Origin of the sequence: Amycolatopsis sp. NBC_00355 (assembly GCF_036104975.1) — a bacterium.
Taxonomy (GTDB): domain Bacteria; phylum Actinomycetota; class Actinomycetes; order Mycobacteriales; family Pseudonocardiaceae; genus Amycolatopsis.
The window spans coordinates 6,978,390-6,998,636 of record NZ_CP107982.1 but is presented as its reverse complement, the minus strand read 5'-3'; the positions used below and the strand labels follow the sequence as shown (position 1 = coordinate 6,998,636).

Sequence of the window (20,247 nt, the reverse complement as noted above, 5' to 3'; positions counted from 1 at the left end):
CCCAGGAAAAAGAGCTGATCAGCAGCGGTGTTGTATCACGACTCGGGGATGCGGTGTGGGACAAATGCCGCACCGTCGTCGGTGACCAGGCCGCCGGTCTCCCGGATGCCCAGTCCCGCGGAGCTGTCGCCGACGATCCACGCGCCGAGCGCCGGCCGGTAGCCGTCGAACTCGGGCAGCGGGTCGAACGCCTGGTAGACGAAGCCTTCGGCGCCGTAGACCCCGTCGGTCTGGGTCTCGTAACCGGTGGCGACGATCTGGACGTTCGCGCCTTCACGGCCCAGTTTCGGCTTGCGCACGTACTCGGTGAGCAGGCCGGGGTCGTCGGCGAACGCGGGCAGCAGGTTCGGGTGGCCCGGGTAGTTCTCCCACAGGATCGCCAGCAGCGTCTTGTTGGAGAGGATCATCTTCCAGAGCGGCTCGACCCACAGCGTCCGCGGCAGCGACTCGACGGCGTTGCGGCCGAACTCCTCGTCGACCAGCCATTCCCACGGGTACAGCTTCAGCACGGTCGCCATCTGCTGCTCTTCGAGGTCGACGAACCGCTTGAGCACCGGGTCCCAGCCGACCTCCTCGATCGCCAGGCCCACGGTGTCCAGGCCGGCCTCGGCCGCCGTCTCCTGCAGGTACGCCGTGGTGACGTTGTCCTCGCCGGACGGGTCGGCCGCCGACCAGGTGAAGTGCAGCTCGTTCGACGGCAGCTTGTCCTGCAGGAAGGACCACCGCTCGACGAGCTTCTCGTGGATCGAGTTCCACTGGTCGTCGTCCGGGAAGACGTCGGTCTTCCAGTGCCACTGCAGCAGCGACGCCTCGAGCAGCGTGGTCGGCGTGTCCGCGTTGTACTCGAGCAGCTTCGCGGGCGACCGGCCGTCGTAGCGCAGGTCGAACCGGCCGTAGACGTGCGGGTCCTGCCGCTTCCACGACTCGGCGATGTGCGGCCAGACCCACTCCGGGATGCCGAACCGCTGGTAGCCCTCGGTCGTCACGACGTTGTCGACGGCTTCGAGGCACATCGAGTGCAGCAGTTCGACGTCGGCCTCGAGCGAGAGGACCTCGTCCATCTCGAAGACGTAGTGCACGGACTCGTCCCAGTACGGCCGCACCCGGCCGCTGCTGTCACGGGCCGGCGTGCCGTAGACGAGCCCCTGCTCCTCGACGATCCGCTGCCAGTCGCGCCGCGGCTCACGCCGGTCCCGGTACACCTAAGATCCCCCGCTCTTGCCGCTGCCGCCGGTCCCGCCGGTGCTGCCGCTCTTGCCGCTGATGCCGAAGCCGCCGCGCTGGACGGACTTGCCCGACTTGGTGTTGACGTTGGTGCGCGACGACGGCGCGTCGAACGAGCCGCCGGACACGCGCTGGCCGATGGTGCCGGTGCCGCCGTAGTTGTACCGGTAGCTGTTGTAACCGCCCCCGCCGATCGGCAGGAACAGGAAGCCACCGCTGGAGTACCCGCCGTGGGTGGTGACGTAGTTCTCGTCGCAGTTGTCGTCGCCCTGGACGATGCCGTTCGAGTCGGTGCAGACGGCGGTGACGTCACCGGCCGGCTTCGCGACCGAGTAGAACGTCGCGACCAGGCCGACGAGCCCGACCGTGACGCCGCTGCCGATGAGGATCTTGCGCCGGGTGGCCGCCTTGGCGTCCGCCTGACGGGCCAGTTCCTCGTCGCGTTCTTCCTGGGCGAGCGCCTGCTGGCGGGCCCGCTGTTCGGCGAGCGAAGGCTCGCGCCGTTGCGTGCTGGAGTCCTGGAACCTCATGGAACCGCGCTTCGGCGGCTCCGAGGGCGGCTGGTCCCCAGTGTTGTTGTCCTGCGTCATATACGCTCCGTAATCACCGGCCACCACGAAACCGTGACCACCCTAACCACCCGGATCGCGCACGTCGCGCGCGACGCGGGCATCATGGACTGCGATGTCTTCCAGCGCCGATCGGTTCCCTGCCGCCACGCAGACGCTGCGCACCCGCGTCGTGATGGGCGGCATCTTCGCGGGCGCGCTCATCGCGCTCGCCCTCAGTGTCGTCTTCTCGTGGGGCGGCGGCATCACGGGCGGCGTCGGGGGTGGGGCCGGCAAGCTGTCGGCCGCCGCCGAAGAAGCCTTCCATTCGCCGCCCGGCAGCTGCCTGACCTGGGACAATCCCGACGCGAGCGACGCGCGCAAAGTGGTCTGCACCCAGCCGCATTTGTTCGAAGTGACCACGCTGGTCGACATCGGCGCCCAGTTCCCGGAGGGCGCGCCGACCCCGACGCTGGACCAGTGGCAGCAGATCGCGCAGCAGAAGTGCACCGCCGACGTGAAGCCGTACCTCGGGCACAACCTCGATCCTTACGGAAAGCTGACGACGAACCTGCTGCGCCCGACGACGTCACAGTGGGATGACGGCGACCGCCAGCTGCGCTGCGGCCTGCAGTGGGCCGGCCCCGGCGGCAAGCTCCTGCCGACCACGGCCCCGGCGAAGGAGCAGGACCAGTCGCTGGTCTTCGAGCCCGGCACCTGCCTCGCGCTGCTCGGCAAGGGCGTCGGCGACCCGGTCGAGTGCACGAAGCCGCACTCCTACGAGATCATCGCGACCCTCGACCTCAAGTCGAAGTTCAAGGACGGCTACCCGAAGCAGGACGACCAGAAGGCCTGGCTCGACACCGAGTGCACCAAGGCGGCCGCGGACTACACCGGCGGCGCCGACCTCGACGCCAAGCACCTGATCCTGACCTGGGACCTGCGGGAGCAGGAGAGCTGGGACGCCGGTTCGACGAAGGTCAACTGCAAGGTGGCGGCGAAACTCCCCGACGGCAGCGGCCTGCAGGCCGTGACCGGCAGCATCAAGACCGCGCCGGCGGGCACCGACGGCGGCCAGCCGGGTGACGGCCCGCCCGCCGACGGCCCGCCGTCCGACGGCGGTGGCGGCCCGGAGACGTCGAGCTCCGCGCCGCCGACCTCGAAGCAGAACGGCTGATGCCCGTCGAGATGAGCCGGGAGCGGTTCGAAGAACTGGTCTCGGAGGCCCTGGACGAGGTGCCGGCGGAGTTCGCGAAGGCGATGGACAACGTCGTCGTGCTCGTCGAGGAGTTCAACGACGAGGCGCCGGACATCCTCGGTCTCTACCACGGGATCGCGCTGACCGAGCGGACGTCGTCGTACGGCGGGGTGCTGCCGGACCGGATCTCGATCTACCGGCAGCCGATCCTGTCGATGTGCGAAGACGAGGACGAAGTCGTCGAAGAAGTCCTCATCACCGTCGTGCACGAGCTGGGCCACCACTTCGGCATCGACGACGCCCGGCTCCACGAGCTCGGCTGGGGCTGACACCAGTAGTAACTCTGTGACCACGCTGGGGTGAACGCACCGTTATCCTGTTACCCGAAGTCATTGGGTGACTGCGAACAGTGCCGGGGGCCCCGATGGACACCTCCCGAAGACTCACGTGGCTGCTGACGTCGAGCGCCGCGTCCCACCTCGGGGACGGCATCGGCAAGGTGGCCCTGCCCCTGCTGGCCACGACGCTGACGCGGGACCCGGTGCTCATCGCCGGCCTGTCCGCCACCCAGTTCCTGCCCTGGCTGCTGTTCGCCGCGGTCGCCGGCGCGCTCGTCGACCGGATCGACCGCCGGCGCGCGATGGCCGTCGCGAACACCGCGCGCGCGGTCGCCGTCGGCGCGCTCGCGGTGCTCGTCGCGAGCGGCGGGCTGACGATCTGGCTGGTCTACCTGACCGCGCTGGTCATCGGGACCGCCGAGACGGTCGCCGACAGCGCGGCCAACGCCCTGGTCCCGGCGGTGGTCGGCGACGGCTCGCTGGACGCGGCCAACAGCAAGCTCCAGGCGTGCGAGATCGTCGGGCAGACGTTCCTCGGCGGCCCGATCGGCAGCACGGCGTTCGCGCTCTTCGCCGCCTTCCCGTTCGTCCTCGGCTCGGCCGGGTTCGCGATCGCCGCGGCCGTGCTGCTCGGGCTGGCCGGGACCTACCGCCCACGGACCGAGGCGCCCGCGCAGCGGCTGCGCGTCGAACTGGTGGCCGGGCTGCGCTGGCTGCGGGGCCACCCGCTGCTGCTGCGCCTGGTCGCCGTCGCCGGGCTGCTCAGCCTGGTCAGCGAGCTCGCGCAGGCCCAGCTGGTGCTCTACGCGCTCGACGACCTCCACCTGTCCGACGCGGCGTTCGGGTTCTTCGCGTTCGCCGGCGGGATCGGCGGGCTGCTCGGCGCGGGCGTCGCGCCACGGCTGGTGCGCGCGTCGAGCCGGCGCGCGGTGCTGCTCGGCGGGATCCTCGGCTGCGGCCTGGGGTTCGGCGGGATGGGGCTGGCGCGTTCGCCGGTGACCGGGGCGGCGCTGTTCGGCCTGTTCGCGGCGGCGGTTGTCGCGGTGAACGTCGTGCTCGCGACGGCGCGGCACACACTCGTGCCCGGTGAGCTGCTCGGCCGGGTGCTCGGGGTCTGGCGCACGGTCGTCTGGGGCGCGATCCCGGTCGGCGCCCTGCTCGGCGGCGTGCTGACCGAGGCGCTCGGCACCGCCGCGCGCACGTTCGCCGTGTCCGGGATCGCGATGCTGATGATCACCGTGTTCGCGTTCGGCGCGCTACGGCGGTTCGCACTCGATGACGAATCGGCCTCAGCCGGGGCGCTTCCGCACCAGGATCCGTAAATGTGAGCTGAAATGTCTCATCACCCAGGTGGTGGGAGGCGGATATGCGCACCGTGGACCCCGGTACCGGCACCGACGCCGGTCCCGACTACGAAGAGTCTTCGGCCGAATCCGGTGAGCCCGCGGCGCCGACGCCGCCGTCTCGCCGGTTGCTGGTGCTCTGCGCGGTGGCCGGGTTCGTGCTCGGCGGTGGCGTGCTCGGCCTGCTCTGGGGGCTGTCCGGGGTGCACGCCGGCGCCCTCGACGACGCCCTCGCGGCGTGCCAGGCCCTCGACCGCGTCGGCGACATCCCCGACACGAGCCGCGAGACGCAGCCGGCGCTGACGCCGGGGCTCACGCCGGAGCGGCTGCACCGGATGACCGCCGCCCGCGAGCTTTCGGCGGCGGCCGCCCAGGTCAACGAGAACTACCAGCCGCTGGCCGACCACATCGACGGAGTCAGCCGGATGGTGCTCAGCTTGCACTTCAACGACATCTCCGGCCAGCGGCACCTGACCCAGGCGCGGGAGATCTGCGCCCGCATCTGACGTCTAGGCCGGGTGCACCGTCTTCACCGCGAGCTGGTTGCCGGGGATCTTCGTGCTGGCGCAGCCGGTGCCCGGAGCCGGCACGAAGTTCGACGCCGTCTCCTGCGGCAGGTAGATCCGCAGGCCCTTGACCTCGGCCGGCTGGCAGGTGGCGGAGTCGAAGTTCCGCACGTTCACGAACTGGATGTCGGCGGCCGCGGACTGGCCCGGGTTCAGCTTGACCGCGTTGCCCTTGGCGCCCTCGCGGAAGGCGTCCTTGCCGACCTGGTGCCCGTCGGTCCCGCCGACGTAGGAGACACCGGGGAAGCCCTGGATCTCGCACGGCTTGCCGCTCGAGTTCGTGATGACCAGCGACCGGTACAGCGAGCCGGCGCCCGCGTCCCCCTGGCCGAGCGCGAGCTTGACGTCGCCGGCCTTGCAGAGCCCGTTGTCGACGGGCGCGGCGGTCGGCGAGGTGGCCGGGGCCGGGCTGCTGGAGCTCGGCGTCGCGGTGGGGGCCGTCGAGGAGGTGGCGGACCCGGACGTCGACGGCGTCGAGCTGCTCGCCGCCGGCGTCGTCCCGCCGCTGCCGCAGGCGGAGAGCGCGAGGACGCCGGCCGAAGCCGCGACGACCGGGAAAAACCGTGAAAGCCTCGTGCGAACCATTTCACTCGCCTCCCTGTGCTGGGTGCTACTAGTGGGTAGACGCACGGGCCCCCCACCAGGTTGGTTCCGCACCGTGAATCACTCACGAACCCTATGCGGATCTTGTCCGAAGTACCCGGCGGTGACCTGCGCCAACCCGCTGAACTCACCCGTGCGTGTGAGGGGCGGTCAGAGCGGCGTGTCGACCCAGGTGAGGCAGTACCACTGCGCGTCCGGCCGCGCCTGCAGCTCGACGATGCCGGTGTTCGGGATCAGGGCCGCGTTGGCGACGTCGGCGTGCACGTTGGGCGCCAGCCACTCGGCGCCGAGGCGGATCGCGCCACCGTGGCTGACCAGGGCGACGACGCCGTCCGGGTGGGCCTGCTCGTGCTTGGCGCGCAGGCGGCCCACGGCGTCGAGCATCCGGGTGCGCACGCTCGTGCCGTTCTCACCGCCGGGCAGCGCCGGCTCGAGCTCGCCGAGCGTCCACTTCTTCACGGTGTCCATGTAGGTCCGGATCGACTTGTGGTCGGTGGCGCCTTCCAGGTCGCCGGCGACGACCTCGTGCACGCCGTCGACGACCTGCACCTCCAAGCCGAACCGCGCGGCCAGCGGCGCGGCGGTCTGCTGGGCGCGGGTCGCCCGCGACGCGTAGACCGCGACCACCGGCTCCCCCGCCAGCAGGCCCGCGAGCGCCGCGGCCTGCGACTGCCCCAGTTCGGTCAGCGGCGGCCCGGGCAGCGCGGTGTCCAGCGCGCCGCGGACGTTCCCGTCGGTCTGGCCGTGGCGGATGAGCAGCAGCCTCACGCCAGGTCCCCCTTGCGGACGGCGTCGGCCCAGACGGCCGCTTCGACGAAGTCGTCGTTGCCGAAGCCGGGCTCGAGCGTGGTCCGGGTGCTGTCGGCCCGCGGGTGCGAGCCGAGGAAACGCAGGTTGCGGCAGTGCCGGCGCAACGCCGTCAGCGCGTCGAGGATCCGCGGCTCGGCCACGTGCCCCTCGAAGTCGATGAAGAACCGGTACTCGCCGAAGTTGCTGCGGGTCGGACGCGCGTCGAGGCGGGTCAGGTTGATCCCGCGGTCGGCCAGCGCGGTGAGCAGCTCGGCGAGCGTGCCGGTGCGGTTCACGGCCGCGGCCACCATCGACGTCCGGTCGGCGCCGGTCGGCGCGGGCAGGTCGCCCGGCGGGCGGACCAGCAGGAACCGGGTCGCCGCGTCGGTGACGTCGGCGACCTCGGTGGCCAGCACCTCGAGGTCGTAGTGCTCGACCGCGACGGGCGCGCAGACCGCGGCGTCGAAGTCGCCCTGCAGCACGCCGACCGCGGCCGCGGCGGTCGAGGACGACGCCACCGGGTTCGCGTCCGGCAGGTTCGCCTCCAGCCAGTCGCGGACCTGGGCGAGCGCGTGCGGGTGGCTGGCCACGGTCCGGATCTCGCGGTCACCCGGCCGGGTGAGCACGCTGAAGTGGACCGGCAGGATCGTTTCGGCGATCGCGACCAGCGGCGTCGACTCGCTGAGCGCGTCGAGGGTCGCGGGCACCACACCTTCGACGGAGTTCTCGATGGGGACGCACGCGGCGTCCGCCTCGCCGTTGCGGACGGCCGTCAGCGCCAGCCGGACGGTCTCGACGGGAATCAGGTCCCCGCCGCCGGCGAGGACCCGCGCGGCCTGTTCGGTGAAGGTCCCCTGGGGGCCGAAGTATGCGATCCGTGACACAACACCCAGGTTACGGGGCCGGGGCGTGGCGACATTCACTCGGACAGCCGGTACGCCACCCGGTTACGCCGGGTGGTGTTTTTTGCGATGCTTGAGGGGTGACCGCCGACTCGGGCACGCACGCCGGCCACGAGGGCACCCACCCGCCGGTGTCCCCTCGGTCCCCGGAGCTGGTGCTGTGCGCCGTCGATGAACCGCTCGCCACCGCCTGGACCGCCGTCGCCGGGAAGGTGGCGGGCCGCGTCCGGGTGCACCGCGGGTCGGTGCTCGACGTCCTCGCCCAGGCCGTGGTCAGCCCGGCCGATTCCTACGGCCGGATGCGGGGCGGCATCGACGCTGTCTACGCGCGGGCGTTCCCCGGCGTCGAGCAGCACGTCCGCAGCGCCGTCCTGGCGTTTCACGGCGGTGAGCTGCCGATCGGCGAGGCCGTGATCGTGCCGACCGGCGAAGCCGAGCCGGCGTGGCTGATCAGCGCGCCGACCACGCGCGAGTCCGGCGAGGTGCTGCCCGCCGACACCGTGCACCCCTACCTGGCGGCGCGGGCGGTGTTCCTCACGTGGCGGGACGGCCTGCTCGACGACGGCCCGGTGCGCGAGTCCGTCGAGACGATCGCGATGCCCGGGCTCGGCACCGGCGCGGGCGGCGTGGACCCCGCGACCTGCGCGCGTCAGGTCGCCGCGGCATGGGACGACGTCTTCCGTCACTCCAGGTGAGCACCCCCGGGTGGGGTGGACATCACAGCGCGTTCAACGGCCGCAAGCCCTACCGTTGATGGACGCAGGTGAACGTCCGCCAGTGCAGGCGACGGTCGGAGGAGTGTGCGATGACCCGGGTCCGCGAACTCAGCCCTTATGTCGAGCTGCACCGGGAACAGTGGAAAGAACTGCGAAGTTCGACGCCGTTGCCGTTGACGGCGGACGAGCTGCTGCGCCTGCGCGGCCTCGGCGAGCAGGTCGACCTGGCTGAGGTGGCCGACGTCTACCTCCCGCTGTCCCGCCTGATCAACCTGCAGGTCGCCGCGCGCCAGCGGCTCTACGAAGCGACCACGACGTTCCTCGGTGACGACTCCCGCGGCACGAAGGTCCCGTACGTCATCGGCATCGCCGGGAGCGTGGCGGTCGGCAAGTCGACCACCGCCCGCGTCCTGCGCACGCTGCTCGCCCGCTGGCCGGACCACCCCCGCGTCGACCTCGTCACCACCGACGGGTTCCTCTACCCGGGCGCCGAGCTGCAGCGCCGCGGGATCATGCACCGCAAGGGCTTCCCGGAGAGCTACGACCGGCGCGCGCTGCTGCGGTTCGTCACCGAGGTCAAGTCGGGGGCCGAGCGCGTCGCCGCGCCGGTGTACTCGCACCTCGCCTACGACATCCTGCCCGGCGAGGAGCAGGTCGTGCAGCGGCCGGACATCCTCATCATCGAGGGCCTGAACGTGCTGCAGCCCGGCCCGCGGCTGACGGTGTCGGACCTGTTCGACTTCTCGATCTACGTCGACGCCCACACCGACGACATCCAGCGCTGGTACGTCGAGCGGTTCCTGAAGCTGCGGCACACGGCGTTCGCGGACCCGGCGTCGCACTTCCACCACTTCGCCGACCTGCCCGACGACGAGGCCCGCGCCGAGGCGCGGCACCTGTGGCACTCCATCAACGAGCCCAACCTGATGGAGAACATCAAGCCGACCCGCCCCCGGGCGACGCTGGTGCTGCGCAAGGACGCCGACCACACGATCAACCGGGTCCGGCTCCGCAAACTCTGACACCGTCACCCCGGCCGTTCACCCACATGTCGTCTTTTCCACTGTGGGCGAACGGCCGGGCACGCGCTGTGGCTCTCAGCTCCGGTTTCCCGGCCGATCGGCCGAGGTGGACCGCTCAGCCGTAACCGGTTGGCCGATACCGGCGACCGGTTCCGAAAGCGACCCTGAGGGAACCAGGAAAACGACTCTGAGCTGGGAGGAGGCCCGCGATGTTCGCGATGATCCTGACGTGGGTCGGTGCGGTGCTCGGTCTGGCCCTGCTGATCGCGATGGCCGCCGGGGCGTTCGTCGTCGACTTCGACGACAAGCTCCAGGAGCGGCACCACCGGACCAAGCCCGTCGAACCGGCGGGCCCCCTCCCGTGAGTCAGCTCAGTTCGGCCAGCGCCTCCAGGTAACCGTCGGCGTCGTATTCGAGCGCCTCTTCGGACTCCAGCAGCGTGCTCTCCAGCGCGTCGATCAGCCGGTCGAAGATCTCGACGCGGTCGAGCTCGCCCTCCTGCAGGCGCTGAACGGCCTGCCAGGCCTCGACGGGCTCGTCGTCCCACAGCTGGTCGACGACCGTGGCGCGCAGCACCAGCCGTTCTTCTTCCTCGTCCTCGTCCGCCTCGGCGATGACGAGCGCGCGCCGCTGCTCGGGGTCGGCGGGGTCGAGGTCGACCTCTTCGTCGCCGATCTCCGCCGTCAGCGACGGCACGGCGAACATCCGGCGTTCCAGGGCGTCGGCCAGCTCGGACGGCGACAGGTCGCCGACGTCCCCGAAGTAGCGCTCGAGCGGGGAGTCGTCTTCGTCGTTGTACTCGCCCAGGTACTCGGCGACGGCCTCTTCGAGCGCCGCCGTCGCGGTCTCGGTCAGGCCCTCGCGCCCGGCCGCCCACTGCGCCCAGGCCAGCACCACCGGCTCGACGGCCTCCTCGTGCTCGGCGTCCAGCTCGTACTCCTCGCCCAAGAGGCCCTCGAGGAACCGCGCGAGCTTCTCCGGGCCGACCCGCAGCGGGTTCGCCGGGTCGGTGCGCAGGCCGTGCTCCAGCAGCAGGCCGCCGATCGCGCGCGCGGCGTCGGCGTCTTCACCGCTCGCGACGGCGAACTGCTCGACGACGGCGGCCCGCTCGGTGTCGGACCACTCGGCCACCTCGGGCACGAGCGACGGCTCGGGCAGCGCGCGGCACCAGGTGAGCGCGACGGCGTGGAAGCGTGCGTAGTCCTCGCTGACGTCCGCCTCGTCGAGGCGGTCGGTCGTGTCGAGGCCGTCGGCGATCAGGCGGTGCGCGTCGGCGGGGTCGACCGGTTCCAGCACGACCAGTTCGGGGTCGGCCTCGGCCTGTTCGCGCATCTCCTTGAGGACCTCGCCGGGCTGGTCGATGACGACGAGGTCGCGCACCCGGCCGCCCTCGGTGAAGTCCAGCAGCGCGAGCAGGCCGTGCACCTGGTCGCCGTGGCCGAAGACGATGAGCAGGGACGACTCGTCGCCGTAGACGTCGCCGGTGCGCCAGCACTCGCCCGCGGTGACGCGGCCCAGCCCGCCGGCCCACGGGGGCGCGGGGATGCCGCGGCCGAGGACGGTCTCCAGGCCGGCGTCGGCGGCCTTGCGCTCGACGTCGGTCTCCGCGACGACGGCCAGAGCGGCCAGCAGCGCGGCCGCGCCCGGGGTGATCTTGCGCTGCGCGAAGGCGATCAGCTCCAGGCCGAGCGTCTCTTCGCCCTCTTCGAGCGGTACGTCGTGGAACTGGCCGAGCACCTCGGAGGCAAGCAGTTCGACGTCCACCGGCGCCGGGTCGGCGCCCATCGCCGAGAAGTCGTTCAGGACGTCCTTGAACAGACCGGTCACGCTGTGCGTGACGGGTTGGGGGGCCTTCTTGCGGGCGCGACTCACCGGGCTCATGGGGTCATGTTTTCACGCCTGCTTTGCGGGGGTTCGGGTGGCGGAGCCCCCGACCCGGGGCAACGCCCCGGATGTCACAGCACGCTCTTCGGGGGTCCGGTTACGGCCGAGCAGGTCGCGGTGGCCCTGGCGCGGGTCCCGCCGGCCGCTCGACGGGGAGGCGCCGAGCCGGCCGGTGGAACAGGGCCACCGCGACATCACTGGCCAGAAGCGGTGTGACCGCCTTGGCGGGCTCGATGCCGGCGATGCACGTGCAAACCGGTTCAGCCGGTCAACGAGCCGCGCGCGGTGAGGTTACGGCTTTCGGCAGGGCGATGCGCGCGGCGCGGATTTCCGTGATCAGCCGCGTTTTCCGCTTGTGGGTTTCCACCAGGGCGCCGAGGTAAGCGGTGAATTCGTCCGGAGTTCCGGCGCGCTTGTGCAAGGTGCGCAACAGCTTCAGCCGGCGCGCGGCGTCCTGGTAGGCCTGCGGGTCCTTCCGCTCGATGAGCTCGTCGACCTCGGCGCGGAACACGGGGATCGTCTCGGCCGGGTGCTCGGCCGAGCGCAGCTCCGCCAGCTCGAGCCTGACCTGCGGTGATGCCTCGAACCGGACGCAGGCGCGCCACGCTTCGTCGGGCCGGCCGTCCTCGAGCAGGACACGGGCCAGCTCGTCGGCGTGCTCGACGCCGTCGGCGGCCCGCTCGCGCAGGCGGGCCAGCGCGGCCCGGCGCTGCGCCGGCCACTTCCCCGCGTCCGACGCGGCTTCGCGCAGCGCGGCGTACGTCTCGCGGCCCGGCCGCTCGTCGAACTCCTTGCGGCGGCGCGAAACGTCGTCGTCCTCTTCGGGTTTCGCGGGCGGCGGCCGGAGGTGCTTGTGCGGGGTGAGCGCGCGGGCGGCGTGCGCGATGGCCTCGCTGTGCCGGCCCGCGGCCCGCAGCACTCGCACGATCTTGAGGCTGACGTCGACGCGCGGCGGCTTGGCGGACAGGATCGCGACCAGCCCGTCGACGTCGCCGAGCACTTCGGCCAGCTGTTCCTGCAGCCGCTCGGCCACGTCGCGGCGGTGCCCGGGCCCGCTCGCGGCGAGCACGTCGTCCACAGTGGACTTGATCCGGCGGAGGCCGGGTTCGCCCAGCGGCGGCGCGAACTCGGCGAGGTCGATCACCGGGCGGCCGGGGCCGTCGAACTCGACCTCGAGGATCCAGTCGGCCAGCTTCTCCGGGTCCGGCGGCCGGGCGGCGCACGCGCGGGCGTAGATCTCGACGGCGCGGTCCAGCCGGTCGCCGAGGTCGCCCGGGTGGTCGCCGGCCTGCTCGTACATCTCGCTGATGTCGTCGACCGTGCGGCGGGCCAGCGGCGCCAGGTCGGCGCGGCTGCCGGCGTCGAGCATCCGCTGCAGGGTGTCGAGGACCGCGCCGACTTTCGCGGTGTACTCGACGTTCCCGTCGGTCACCGCCGTGTCGAGCAGCCGGTGCGCCTCGCTGACGTCACCGGATTGGGTCGCGGCGCGCAATTCGAGCGAATGGCGTAGCTCAGGGTCACGCTCGGCTTGGGCGTGCAACAGGTCCGCCAGCGTCTCCGCGTCCAAAGTGCGCAGGTAGGGGCGAAGATCCGAGGGGGGACTCACGCGCACCAGTCTGCCCGACCACGGCGAGGTGGCGTGTGGGCCAACCGCGTGCTCTTTTCGGAGTAGCACTTCACGTTCGGTGAGCGCTTCATCGGTGTCGCAGGTCTTCGAGCACGGCTTTCCTCGGCCACGGCTCCGGCACCCGCGCCGTTCGTGACCGAGCGTGGCGGGGCCGCGGGATGACCGTGTGGGCCGCCGGGTGCATCGTGGGCACCATGATCGGCACGACCGGCACCGGCACGCGTGCCACCAGCCGCCGGACGACCACCAGCAGGAGGACGGCGAAGAGCAGGATCCCGGTGCCCGCCGCGAGCGCGCCGGCGAGGGTGCGGCGGCCGTCGTCGAGGGTCAGCTGCACGGCGTACTGGCTCTGCCGGCTGTAGAGCTCGCCGAGCTGCTTGGAGACGGCGTAGGCGGCGCTGCGCCACGCGGATTCGGGGATGGGCAAGGGTTCGGCGGCGCCGAGCGCGTCTTCGGCGGCGGCGAGCCGGCTCCAATCGGCGCTGCGGGTGACGGCCTCGTAGACCTCCCGGCCGGTCTCGGTGAGCTGCCCGGAAACCTGCGCCAGCTCGGCCCGGTAGGCGGCGACGGCGGTGACGAACGACCGCCGCGTCACGCTGTCGAGACCTGCCAGCGCGAGGGCGTCCGCGCGGTACATGCCTTCCGCCACGGAAAGCAGCTCGATCGCGGTCGTCTGCTGGTACCCGGATTCGGCGTCGGGCGCGCGGCGCGCGTAGTCGCGGAGTCCGGCGATCGCGTCGTCGATCCGCTGGGTGAAAATCGCGTACGCCGACGACCGGTGGTCGGGCGCGGCCATCGCCGCCCCGCGCTGCGCCTGCAACGAGACGACCGCGCGCGCCGTCCGGTCCGCCGCGGCGGCGGTGTCCATGGCCTGGTCGCGCGTCCGAACCGCTTGCTGGACCAGAAAAGCCGCGATCACCAGCGCGACGACGACGAGCGCGGACCCGGGGATGAACGCGATGCCCAGCATGCGGCCGCGCACGGATCGCAGGTACTTCAAGTACGTTCCTTTCCCAGCACCTGGCCCCGCAACCATCCCGACGGTGGTCAACCTATTGAGTGAGAGATTCACCGGTCAACGCCAGTCCGCCATACGGCCGTTAGCGGTCCGTGACCGCCGAGGACAATCGGCCCCGTGACCTTCGACGACGTGACCCAGCGGCTCCGCGACTTCGCGGCCGCGCGCTCCTGGGAGCCGTACCACACCCCGAAGAACCTGGCGATGGCGTTGTCCGGTGAGGTGGGCGAGCTGACCTCGCTGTTCCAGTGGTTGACACCGGAGGAATCCGACGCGTGGCGCTCGGACCCCGAGCTGGCGAAGAACGTCCTGGACGAGATCGCCGACGTCACGCTCTACCTGCTGCAACTGGCGGACCGCCTGGGCGTCGACCTGCCCGCGGCGGCGCACGCGAAGATCGACCGCAACGAGCTGCGCTTCCCGCCGCCGAGCTGACCCCGGAAGGATCGGGACCGTCCGCCCTGGGTCCGGCACCCGACCCGGACTCGGTCCAGGCACCGGACCGCGGCTACCGGGTTTCCGGCGCCGCGAGCCACCAGCCGCCGAGCAGGACCCCGACTGCGAAAGCCGCGAAGACGATCCCGCCGGCCAGCGGGGTCCCGCCGAACATCGCGATGACGGCGATGAACATCAGCAGCAGCCCGACGCCCATCAGAACCCGCCCGCCGACCTGCTTCCCCCGGTCGGTCACCACCGGACGCGCCACCGCGGGGCGCACCACCGGCGGCGGCTCGAACCCGAGCGCGACCGGCGCTTCCCGGACACCGAGCACGACGACGCCCAGTTCACCGGCCCGTCCCAGCCGGGGCTCGTTCGTCGCGACCGTCGTGTCGGCCACCAGGTGCGTGACGCTCCCCGTCAGCTTCTTCGCGAGCTGGACACCTTCCGCGAGCACGCGGGCCCGCAGCTGGTCGGCGGCCGCGGTCGTGCCGAGCACGAGCACCCGCGTCGGCTTTCCGGCCGCCGTGGGCTGCAGGTCGCGGACGACGTCCGCGACTCCGAGCGCGGTCGCGACCTGACGCAGTTCGCGCGCCTCGGCCGCGGTGACCACGCCGTCCCCTTCCGCGACCGCGCGCAACGCCGTCACGAACCGCTCGTGCGTCGAGCGCACGCCCTCGCCGTCCCAGCCCGCTTCGTCCGCCAGCGCGGCCAACGCCGTCACCTCGGGCGGTGAAAGGTGCTGGTCGGCGACGACCCCGGCAAGCAGGTCCAGATAGGCGTCGCCACCGGGCCGGTCGGCGACGACCCGCTCGACGGCGTCGGCCATCCAGCCCGGCTCGACCGCCGGGACGTCCTCGCGCGGCCGCAACGGTCCCGCGGCGAACGTCGGCAACGTGGGCAGCACCGGCTGGGTGGCGAAAGCGAAGCCGTGCCGGCCGAACAGGCCGGTCGCCAGCTGCGCGACGGTCCGCGCGCCGCTCAACGCCGACGTCCCGGGCCGCGGGACTCCGAAGGCGGGAGCCACGGTGGCGAGCCGGTAGTTGGGCAGCCGGACGGCGGATCGCGCGGCCGTCAGCACGTCGACGCCCGGCAGCACCGGCACCCGGGCGCCGAGCCGCGCGAGCTCACTGCCCAGGAAGGTGGTGAGGAACGGCAGGTCATGGGCCACGACGACGCTGCCGCGGCACAAGTTCAGCAACGGTCCCAGGACGGCACCGAACGACGGCGCGCCGTCCAGCTCTTCCCGCGTGATGCCGTGCAGCACGACCGGGCCGGGCGGCACTCCGGGCCCCGGGTTCACCAGCGTCGTCAGCTCGCCGGCCACCACACCGTCGGCGCGGACCCGCACCGCGGCCAGCTCGACCACGCGGCCGGGGCGCAGGCCGGTCGTCCGGATCTCCAGGGCGGTGAAGTCGATGCCCTGCGCGGGGTAGCCGCCGGCCCCGAGCAGCGGGAGGGATTCGATCACGTCCGACAGGTCGCTCGAACGCTCGCCGTTGTGACGGTTTTTCGCGACGGAAACAGTGTTCGTGACGCGATCGTGACGGTTAGATTCCGCCGGATAACGACTGGTGGTCGATCACCGGCCCCGGCGTAACAACGGCGGGAGATTACGCGAGTACACCGTCGGCACGTCGCGTCGAAGAGCAAGGAAATCCCGTATGAAGCGCCTACCGAATTGGTTGAAGATCGTCCTGGCCGCTTTCGGCGTCCTGTTCATGCTCGGCGCCGTCTTCGGGAAGGAGCCGGAACCGAAGCTCACGGCCGCCACCCCGCCGGCCCCGGCTCCCACCAGCACGACCAGCGCGACGCCGACTCTGACGCCGGTCGCCGTGACCTACACCGTCGAGACCGTGACCGACGGCGCGGACGTCGTGGTGAACGGCAGCGACGGCACCCGGAAAACGATCCGCGTGCTCGGCGTCATCGCGCCCGTCACCACCATCGGCTGTTACGCGGCGGAATCGCTGACCTGGGCCACCACGACCCTTTCCGGGAAAACCGTCCAGCTCGGCGCGGAAACGGTGGACGGTGTCGCCCTGACGCTGGCCGGCGGGCAGGATTACGCGACACTGGCCCTTCAGAGCGGATATCTCAAGTACGCGACCAGCGCCGCGGCGCCGACGCTCCAAGCCGCCGAAAACACGGCGCACCAGGCCGTCAGCGGGCTGTGGGCGGCGCCGTGCAACGGCACGATCGACGCCCCGGCGCCGACCCCGACCCCGAGCCCGACGCCGGTCCCGCAGCCGCCCGCTAAGGTGGCGACGAAGGCGGCTCCGAAGCCGCCGCCCGCGCCGCCGACCACGGAGGACGCGCCCGCTCCGGACCAGGATTCCGCCGCGTACTACAAGAACTGCACCGCGGCCAAGGCTGCCGGCGCCGCGCCGCTGTACCGCGGGGAGCCCGGCTACCGGGCCGCCCTCGACCGCGACGGCGACGGTGTGGCCTGCGAACGGTGATCTAGCCTGGGCCGATGACCACCGCCGACGGATTGCTCGGCCGGCTCGCGGGGCTCGACCGGCAGCGCCTCGCGACCGTGCTGGCCCACCGGCCGGACGTGCTCGGGGAGCCGTGGCCGCGACGGCTGGACGTCGTCGCGGCGCGGTTGGCCACGGCCGCGTCCGTGAACGAGGCCCTGCTCGGGTTGCCGACGCCGCACGCGCAGGTCGTGCGGGCCTTGCAACTCTGTTACGCGCTGGGGACGTGGCCGGCGCCGGTCGCCGAAGCCGCCCGGCTGCTCGGCACCGGGCCCGGCGTCGTCGAGTCCTTTGTGGACGAACTCGTGGAGCGCGCGCTGGCCTGGCGCGAGCCCGGCGGCGTCACGCTGCCGGAGCTGCTGCGCAGGACGGACTTCCGCGCGAACGGCCTCGGCCACCCGGCCGCGGACCTGCTCGGCGAGCTCGGCACGACGCGGCTCGCGCGGCTGTCGCGGGCCGTCGGGCTGCCGGACGACGTGCGGCGAACCGATCTGCTGCAGGGTCTCGTCGGGTTCTTCCGCGACGCCGACGGCCTGCGCGAACTGGCCGGCACCGCGCCCGAGCCCGTGCAAAAACTGTTGCGGGACATGGCCGAGGGCGTTCCCGAGGTCAACGCCGCGACGCCGCTGCCGGGTACTCCGGAGGCCTGGGCGTTCGAACGCGGCTTCCTGTTCGGGACGTACTACGGCAGCGCCGCCATGCCCGTCGAGGTGTCGCTGGCCCTGCGCGGCCCGGACCACCACCTGCCGTTCACGCCGAACGAACCCGGGTGCCCCGTCGTCGACATCGGGGCCGAGTCGGCCGAAGCCGCGTCGTCGGCCGCCGCGTTACGGCTGCTCGACCGCGTCTCGGCCGTGCTCGAACTCGCGACCGCCGAGCCGTTTCCGCTGCTCAAGGACGGCACGATCGGGTCGAGGCTGATCAAGAAGGTGGCCAAGGAGGTCCGCGGCACCCCCGAGGAGATCGAGCTGGCCATCGACCTCGCCGTGCAGACCGGGCTGCTGCTGGCCGAGGAGCCCAACCCGCCGCGGCGGGGCCAGAAGACGCCACCGCCGACGCTCGAACCGGACCCCGACGTCGTCCGGCCCGCCCCGGCGCTGCTCCACCGCCTGCTGTTGACGACCTGGTGGGACTCCGCGTCGCCGGTGGACGGCACGGACGTCGGCGCGCAGGTGCGGCGGCTGGTCGTCCGGCTGCTGGCGCGTCTCGACCCCGGCCGCGGGATCACCGACGCCGACGCGCTGACGCGGCTCGCCGAATGGCACGCGCCGATGCTGCCGACCGAGGACTTCGCCGGGCACGTCCAGGCCGTGCTCGCCGAGGGTGAGCTGCTCGGCGCCGTCGCGCACGGCGCCGTCACCCAAGCCGGGCGCGCACTGCTCGACCCGGGCAAGCTCGTGGAAGTCACCGAAGCGCTCGTGGCCCACGCCCGCACGACGGCGTTGTTCGGCACCGACCTGACCGCGATCGTCCCCGGCTCCCCCGACGCCCGCCTCGCCGCGCGACTGGACCGCGCCGCCGATCGCGAGACCCAGGGCACGGCGACCAGCTGGCGGTTCTCGCCGTCGACCGTCCGGCGGGCCTTCGACCAGGGCGCCACCGCCGCCGACCTGCTCGACGAGCTGGGTGCGATCGCGTCCGGCGAGCTGCCGCAACCGCTGGTGTACTTGATCAACGACGTCGCGCGGCGCCACGGTGAGGCGCGGGTGCTCGACGTCGCGAGCGTCGTCGTCGGCGAACCGCCGGTGCTCGCCGAGATCGCCGCGCACCGCAAGCTGGCGAAACTCGGCCTGCGTGCGGTGTCCCCGACCGTCTTGACGTCCACAGTGGACGCGTCCGGCACGCTCGAAGCGTTGCGCGAAGCCGGTTACGCGCCGACGCACCACGCCGCCGACGGGAGCATCGTGCTGCCCGCCCGGGAGCAGGGCGAGCCGAAGGTCGCCATCCGCGATCCCGAGGCCGCCGACCGGAAACCCGACCCGCTGGCCCACGCGGACCGGCTGCTGGCGGCCCCGGCGAGCGGCCCGAACCTGCAGCGCGGGCAGCTCGCGCGGGCGATGAGCGACCGCTACGCGGGGCGGCTCACGCCGAAGCAGCAACAACTCTGCTGGCAGCTGGAAGCCGGCGTCCCGGTGGACGTCGTCTACCGCGCGGACGGCGCCGAACCCGCGCGGCTGGTCGTCGCGTACCCGGAGCTGGACGACGACGTCCTCGACGTCTGGTCGCTGCACGACCGCGCCTACCGCCGGCTGGAGCTGGCGCGGATCGACCTGGCCTAAGCCTCGACAGCGGTGAGGTTCGCGAAGGCCACGACGTTGTCGAGGTAGTTCCCGCTCGAGTGGTCGAACGCGCCGCCGCAGGTGATGAGCCGCAGCTCGGGCCCGGTCGTGTCGCCGTAGACCTCGTCCGTCGGGAAGTCGGCCTTGGCGTAGCGGCCGACGCGGTAGACGGTGAAGACCGCCGTCCGGCCGTCGGTGCGGCCCACCCGCACCTGCTCGCCGGAGCGCAGGTCCTTGAGCTTGCTGAACGCACCGGGCACGTGCTTGTAGTCGACGTGCGCGGCCAGCACCGCCGGCCCGACCTCGCCGGGCGACGGCGCGCCGGTGAACCACCCGACGGTCGTCGCGTCGGGCGGGACCTGCAGCTCACCGCCGGGCGTGAGCCCGAGGTCGGCGATCGACCCGGCGCGCACGCCGATCGCCGGGATGCTCAGCGACGCCGGTTTCGCCGCCGGGAGCCCGCCGTGGGGCGGGGTGGCCGTGGTACCGGCGCCCCCCGCGGCGCTCGTGTAGGGCGGCGACGGCGGTGGCGCGACCTGATCCGACGCCGGTGCCGAGAAGGCCAGGACGAGTGCCACGACCACGACCACGCCGAGCGCGGCGGCGACCGCCGCGATCGCCGGCCACAGCGGTGGGTGCGGCCGCCTCAACTCGTGCGCCGGCGCAGGTAGAGCACCATCCCGCCGGACGTCGCCGCGGCCAGCAGGGCGCCGCTGAGCAGGAGGAACCCGGGGGTGTCTTCGTCGGGCTCACCGCCGCCGGTGGCCACGCCGCCGACCGGCTTGACCTTGACCTGGCCGCCCGTGGTGGCCTTCTTGGTGGTCGCCGGCTTCGGGGTGGTGTGCGTCGACGTCGACGGCTGCGGCTGCGCCGAAGTGGGCGCGGGCTTGGAGGTGTTCTGCACCGGGCGGTGCGGCAGGGACTCGCAGGCGATGCCGTCCTTGTCGGAGTCCAGGTTGTTGGGGTCACCCGGCGTCGCGTCGAGGACCGCCTGCGCCTCCTCCTGGTACTGGAAGTTGCCGCAGTCCACGTCGCCGACCGCGAGAGGTGTCGCGAGCTGCGCGGAGGCGAGGGAGACGGGGCCGAGGAGAGCGAGCCCGGCGACGGCTGCGGCCGTCGTCAGGGCACGACGAAATAAGGACAACGGAAGTCCTTCCGGGGAAGAATCGGAATCGAACACGGCTCTGGCGCCGCGATGCGTGGTTAATATCGCGACCACGTCGAGGCCGTTACGGACATTTCCGAAATTCGCGCGGCCGCCGGCGAACGCCA

The 20,247-nt window shown here is 72.2% G+C and carries 21 protein-coding genes; 10 read left to right on the top strand and 11 right to left on the bottom strand.

Annotated features, from left to right (window positions below; genetic code table 11):
- Positions 1–35: 35 nt before the first annotated feature.
- Both OHS18_RS31845 and OHS18_RS31840 read right to left on the bottom strand, forming a co-directional pair.
- On the bottom strand, positions 36–1,202 hold the full coding sequence (locus OHS18_RS31845) for a glutathionylspermidine synthase family protein (RefSeq protein ID WP_328446386.1): 1,167 nt from the start codon (positions 1,200–1,202) through the stop codon (positions 36–38).
- A complete protein-coding gene (locus OHS18_RS31840) occupies positions 1,203–1,754 on the bottom strand; it encodes a hypothetical protein (RefSeq protein ID WP_328613367.1) in 552 nt (183 codons plus the stop codon).
- 154 nt (positions 1,755–1,908) lie between these two features.
- On the opposite strand from OHS18_RS31840, the gene OHS18_RS31835 reads away from it, so the two are divergent.
- The 4 genes from OHS18_RS31835 (at position 1,909) to OHS18_RS31820 (ending at position 5,157) form a co-directional block, all read left to right on the top strand.
- Positions 1,909–2,949, top strand: a complete 1,041-nt coding sequence (locus tag OHS18_RS31835) for a septum formation family protein (RefSeq protein ID WP_328446390.1) — start codon at positions 1,909–1,911, stop codon at positions 2,947–2,949.
- Positions 2,949–3,299 (top strand): metallopeptidase family protein, encoded by a 351-nt coding sequence (locus OHS18_RS31830; protein WP_155548455.1) that lies wholly within the window; start codon positions 2,949–2,951, stop codon positions 3,297–3,299. The genes OHS18_RS31835 and OHS18_RS31830 overlap by 1 nt, the downstream gene beginning before the upstream one ends.
- A 95-nt stretch (positions 3,300–3,394) precedes the next feature.
- Positions 3,395–4,630: an MFS transporter gene (locus OHS18_RS31825; protein ID WP_328613366.1), complete on the top strand. Its 1,236-nt coding sequence runs from the start codon at positions 3,395–3,397 to the stop codon at positions 4,628–4,630.
- Positions 4,631–4,674: 44 nt separating this feature from the next.
- Positions 4,675–5,157, top strand: a complete 483-nt coding sequence (locus OHS18_RS31820) for a hypothetical protein (protein WP_328446395.1) — start codon at positions 4,675–4,677, stop codon at positions 5,155–5,157.
- Between the two features lie 3 nt (positions 5,158–5,160).
- Here the strand turns inward: OHS18_RS31820 and OHS18_RS31815 are convergent, their stop codons facing one another.
- The 3 genes from OHS18_RS31815 to pheA all read right to left on the bottom strand — a co-directional run bounded on the left by OHS18_RS31815 (position 5,161) and on the right by pheA (position 7,493).
- A complete protein-coding gene (locus OHS18_RS31815) occupies positions 5,161–5,802 on the bottom strand; it encodes a DUF4232 domain-containing protein (protein WP_328446396.1) in 642 nt (213 codons plus the stop codon).
- A gap of 168 nt (positions 5,803–5,970) precedes the next feature.
- Positions 5,971–6,588 (bottom strand): histidine phosphatase family protein, encoded by a 618-nt coding sequence (locus OHS18_RS31810; protein WP_328446398.1) that lies wholly within the window; start codon positions 6,586–6,588, stop codon positions 5,971–5,973.
- Positions 6,585–7,493 (bottom strand): prephenate dehydratase, encoded by a 909-nt coding sequence (gene pheA / locus OHS18_RS31805; protein ID WP_328613365.1) that lies wholly within the window; start codon positions 7,491–7,493, stop codon positions 6,585–6,587. The genes OHS18_RS31810 and pheA overlap by 4 nt, the downstream gene beginning before the upstream one ends.
- Positions 7,494–7,591: 98 nt before the next feature.
- Here pheA and OHS18_RS31800 point away from each other — a divergent pair, with 98 nt between their 5' ends.
- The 3 genes from OHS18_RS31800 (at position 7,592) to OHS18_RS31790 (ending at position 9,614) form a co-directional block, all read left to right on the top strand.
- Entirely contained in the window at positions 7,592–8,206 is a 615-nt protein-coding gene (locus OHS18_RS31800; RefSeq protein WP_328613364.1) for a macro domain-containing protein, read from the top strand.
- A gap of 110 nt (positions 8,207–8,316) precedes the next feature.
- Positions 8,317–9,249, top strand: a complete 933-nt coding sequence (gene coaA / locus OHS18_RS31795) for a type I pantothenate kinase (protein WP_328613363.1) — start codon at positions 8,317–8,319, stop codon at positions 9,247–9,249.
- Positions 9,250–9,458: 209 nt separating this feature from the next.
- Positions 9,459–9,614, top strand: coding sequence for a hypothetical protein (locus OHS18_RS31790; protein WP_328613362.1), 156 nt, complete (start codon positions 9,459–9,461; stop codon positions 9,612–9,614).
- Between the two features lies 1 nt (position 9,615).
- Here OHS18_RS31790 and OHS18_RS31785 read toward each other — a convergent pair whose 3' ends face one another.
- The 3 genes from OHS18_RS31785 to OHS18_RS31775 all read right to left on the bottom strand — a co-directional run bounded on the left by OHS18_RS31785 (position 9,616) and on the right by OHS18_RS31775 (position 13,760).
- Positions 9,616–11,130 (bottom strand): hypothetical protein, encoded by a 1,515-nt coding sequence (locus OHS18_RS31785; RefSeq protein WP_328613361.1) that lies wholly within the window; start codon positions 11,128–11,130, stop codon positions 9,616–9,618.
- Between the two features lie 271 nt (positions 11,131–11,401).
- Positions 11,402–12,739: a hypothetical protein gene (locus OHS18_RS31780; RefSeq protein ID WP_442875292.1), complete on the bottom strand. Its 1,338-nt coding sequence runs from the start codon at positions 12,737–12,739 to the stop codon at positions 11,402–11,404.
- 88 nt (positions 12,740–12,827) lie between these two features.
- Positions 12,828–13,760: a nitrate- and nitrite sensing domain-containing protein gene (locus OHS18_RS31775; RefSeq protein WP_328613360.1), complete on the bottom strand. Its 933-nt coding sequence runs from the start codon at positions 13,758–13,760 to the stop codon at positions 12,828–12,830.
- Positions 13,761–13,895: 135 nt separating this feature from the next.
- On the opposite strand from OHS18_RS31775, the gene OHS18_RS31770 reads away from it, so the two are divergent.
- The gene (locus OHS18_RS31770) at positions 13,896–14,213 is read left to right on the top strand and encodes a nucleotide pyrophosphohydrolase (protein ID WP_328613359.1); all 318 of its coding nucleotides are present in this window, start codon (positions 13,896–13,898) and stop codon (positions 14,211–14,213) included.
- Between the two features lie 73 nt (positions 14,214–14,286).
- On the opposite strand, the gene OHS18_RS31765 is transcribed toward OHS18_RS31770, so the two are convergent.
- A complete protein-coding gene (locus OHS18_RS31765; RefSeq protein WP_328613358.1) occupies positions 14,287–15,687 on the bottom strand; it encodes a 3'-5' exonuclease in 1,401 nt (466 codons plus the stop codon).
- Between the two features lie 193 nt (positions 15,688–15,880).
- On the opposite strand from OHS18_RS31765, the gene OHS18_RS31760 reads away from it, so the two are divergent.
- Both OHS18_RS31760 and OHS18_RS31755 read left to right on the top strand, forming a co-directional pair.
- Positions 15,881–16,678: a thermonuclease family protein gene (locus tag OHS18_RS31760; protein ID WP_328613357.1), complete on the top strand. Its 798-nt coding sequence runs from the start codon at positions 15,881–15,883 to the stop codon at positions 16,676–16,678.
- A gap of 14 nt (positions 16,679–16,692) precedes the next feature.
- Positions 16,693–18,975 carry a helicase-associated domain-containing protein gene (locus OHS18_RS31755; RefSeq protein ID WP_328613356.1) on the top strand — a complete coding sequence of 761 codons (2,283 nt, stop codon included), beginning with the start codon at positions 16,693–16,695 and terminating at the stop codon, positions 18,973–18,975.
- Here OHS18_RS31755 and OHS18_RS31750 read toward each other — a convergent pair.
- Together OHS18_RS31750 and OHS18_RS31745 are read right to left on the bottom strand one after the other, a co-directional pair.
- Positions 18,972–19,625 carry a class F sortase gene (locus OHS18_RS31750; RefSeq protein WP_328446426.1) on the bottom strand — a complete coding sequence of 218 codons (654 nt, stop codon included), beginning with the start codon at positions 19,623–19,625 and terminating at the stop codon, positions 18,972–18,974. The two genes, OHS18_RS31755 and OHS18_RS31750, sit on opposite strands and share 4 nt — an antisense overlap.
- Complete coding sequence (locus OHS18_RS31745; protein WP_328613355.1) at positions 19,622–20,119, bottom strand: excalibur calcium-binding domain-containing protein; 498 nt, start codon at positions 20,117–20,119, stop codon at positions 19,622–19,624. The genes OHS18_RS31750 and OHS18_RS31745 overlap by 4 nt, the downstream gene beginning before the upstream one ends.
- Positions 20,120–20,247 lie beyond the last annotated feature (128 nt).

Excerpts from the sequence above, each read along its gene's own strand:
- OHS18_RS31840 (WP_328613367.1), bottom strand. The coding sequence starts at position 1,754 with ATGAGGTTCCAGGACTCCAGCACGCAACGGCGCGAGCCTTCGCTCGCC.
- OHS18_RS31835 (WP_328446390.1), top strand. The coding sequence starts at position 1,909 with ATGTCTTCCAGCGCCGATCGGTTCCCTGCCGCCACGCAGACGCTGCGC.
- OHS18_RS31825 (WP_328613366.1), top strand. The coding sequence starts at position 3,395 with ATGGACACCTCCCGAAGACTCACGTGGCTGCTGACGTCGAGCGCCGCG.
- OHS18_RS31785 (WP_328613361.1), bottom strand. The coding sequence starts at position 11,130 with ATGAGCCCGGTGAGTCGCGCCCGCAAGAAGGCCCCCCAACCCGTCACG.
- OHS18_RS31790 (WP_328613362.1), top strand. The coding sequence starts at position 9,459 with ATGTTCGCGATGATCCTGACGTGGGTCGGTGCGGTGCTCGGTCTGGCC.
- OHS18_RS31820 (WP_328446395.1), top strand. The coding sequence starts at position 4,675 with ATGCGCACCGTGGACCCCGGTACCGGCACCGACGCCGGTCCCGACTAC.
- OHS18_RS31760 (WP_328613357.1), top strand. The coding sequence starts at position 15,881 with ATGAAGCGCCTACCGAATTGGTTGAAGATCGTCCTGGCCGCTTTCGGC.
- OHS18_RS31815 (WP_328446396.1), bottom strand. The coding sequence starts at position 5,802 with ATGGTTCGCACGAGGCTTTCACGGTTTTTCCCGGTCGTCGCGGCTTCG.
- OHS18_RS31830 (WP_155548455.1), top strand. The coding sequence starts at position 2,949 with ATGCCCGTCGAGATGAGCCGGGAGCGGTTCGAAGAACTGGTCTCGGAG.
- OHS18_RS31755 (WP_328613356.1), top strand. The coding sequence starts at position 16,693 with ATGACCACCGCCGACGGATTGCTCGGCCGGCTCGCGGGGCTCGACCGG.
- coaA (WP_328613363.1), top strand. The coding sequence starts at position 8,317 with ATGACCCGGGTCCGCGAACTCAGCCCTTATGTCGAGCTGCACCGGGAA.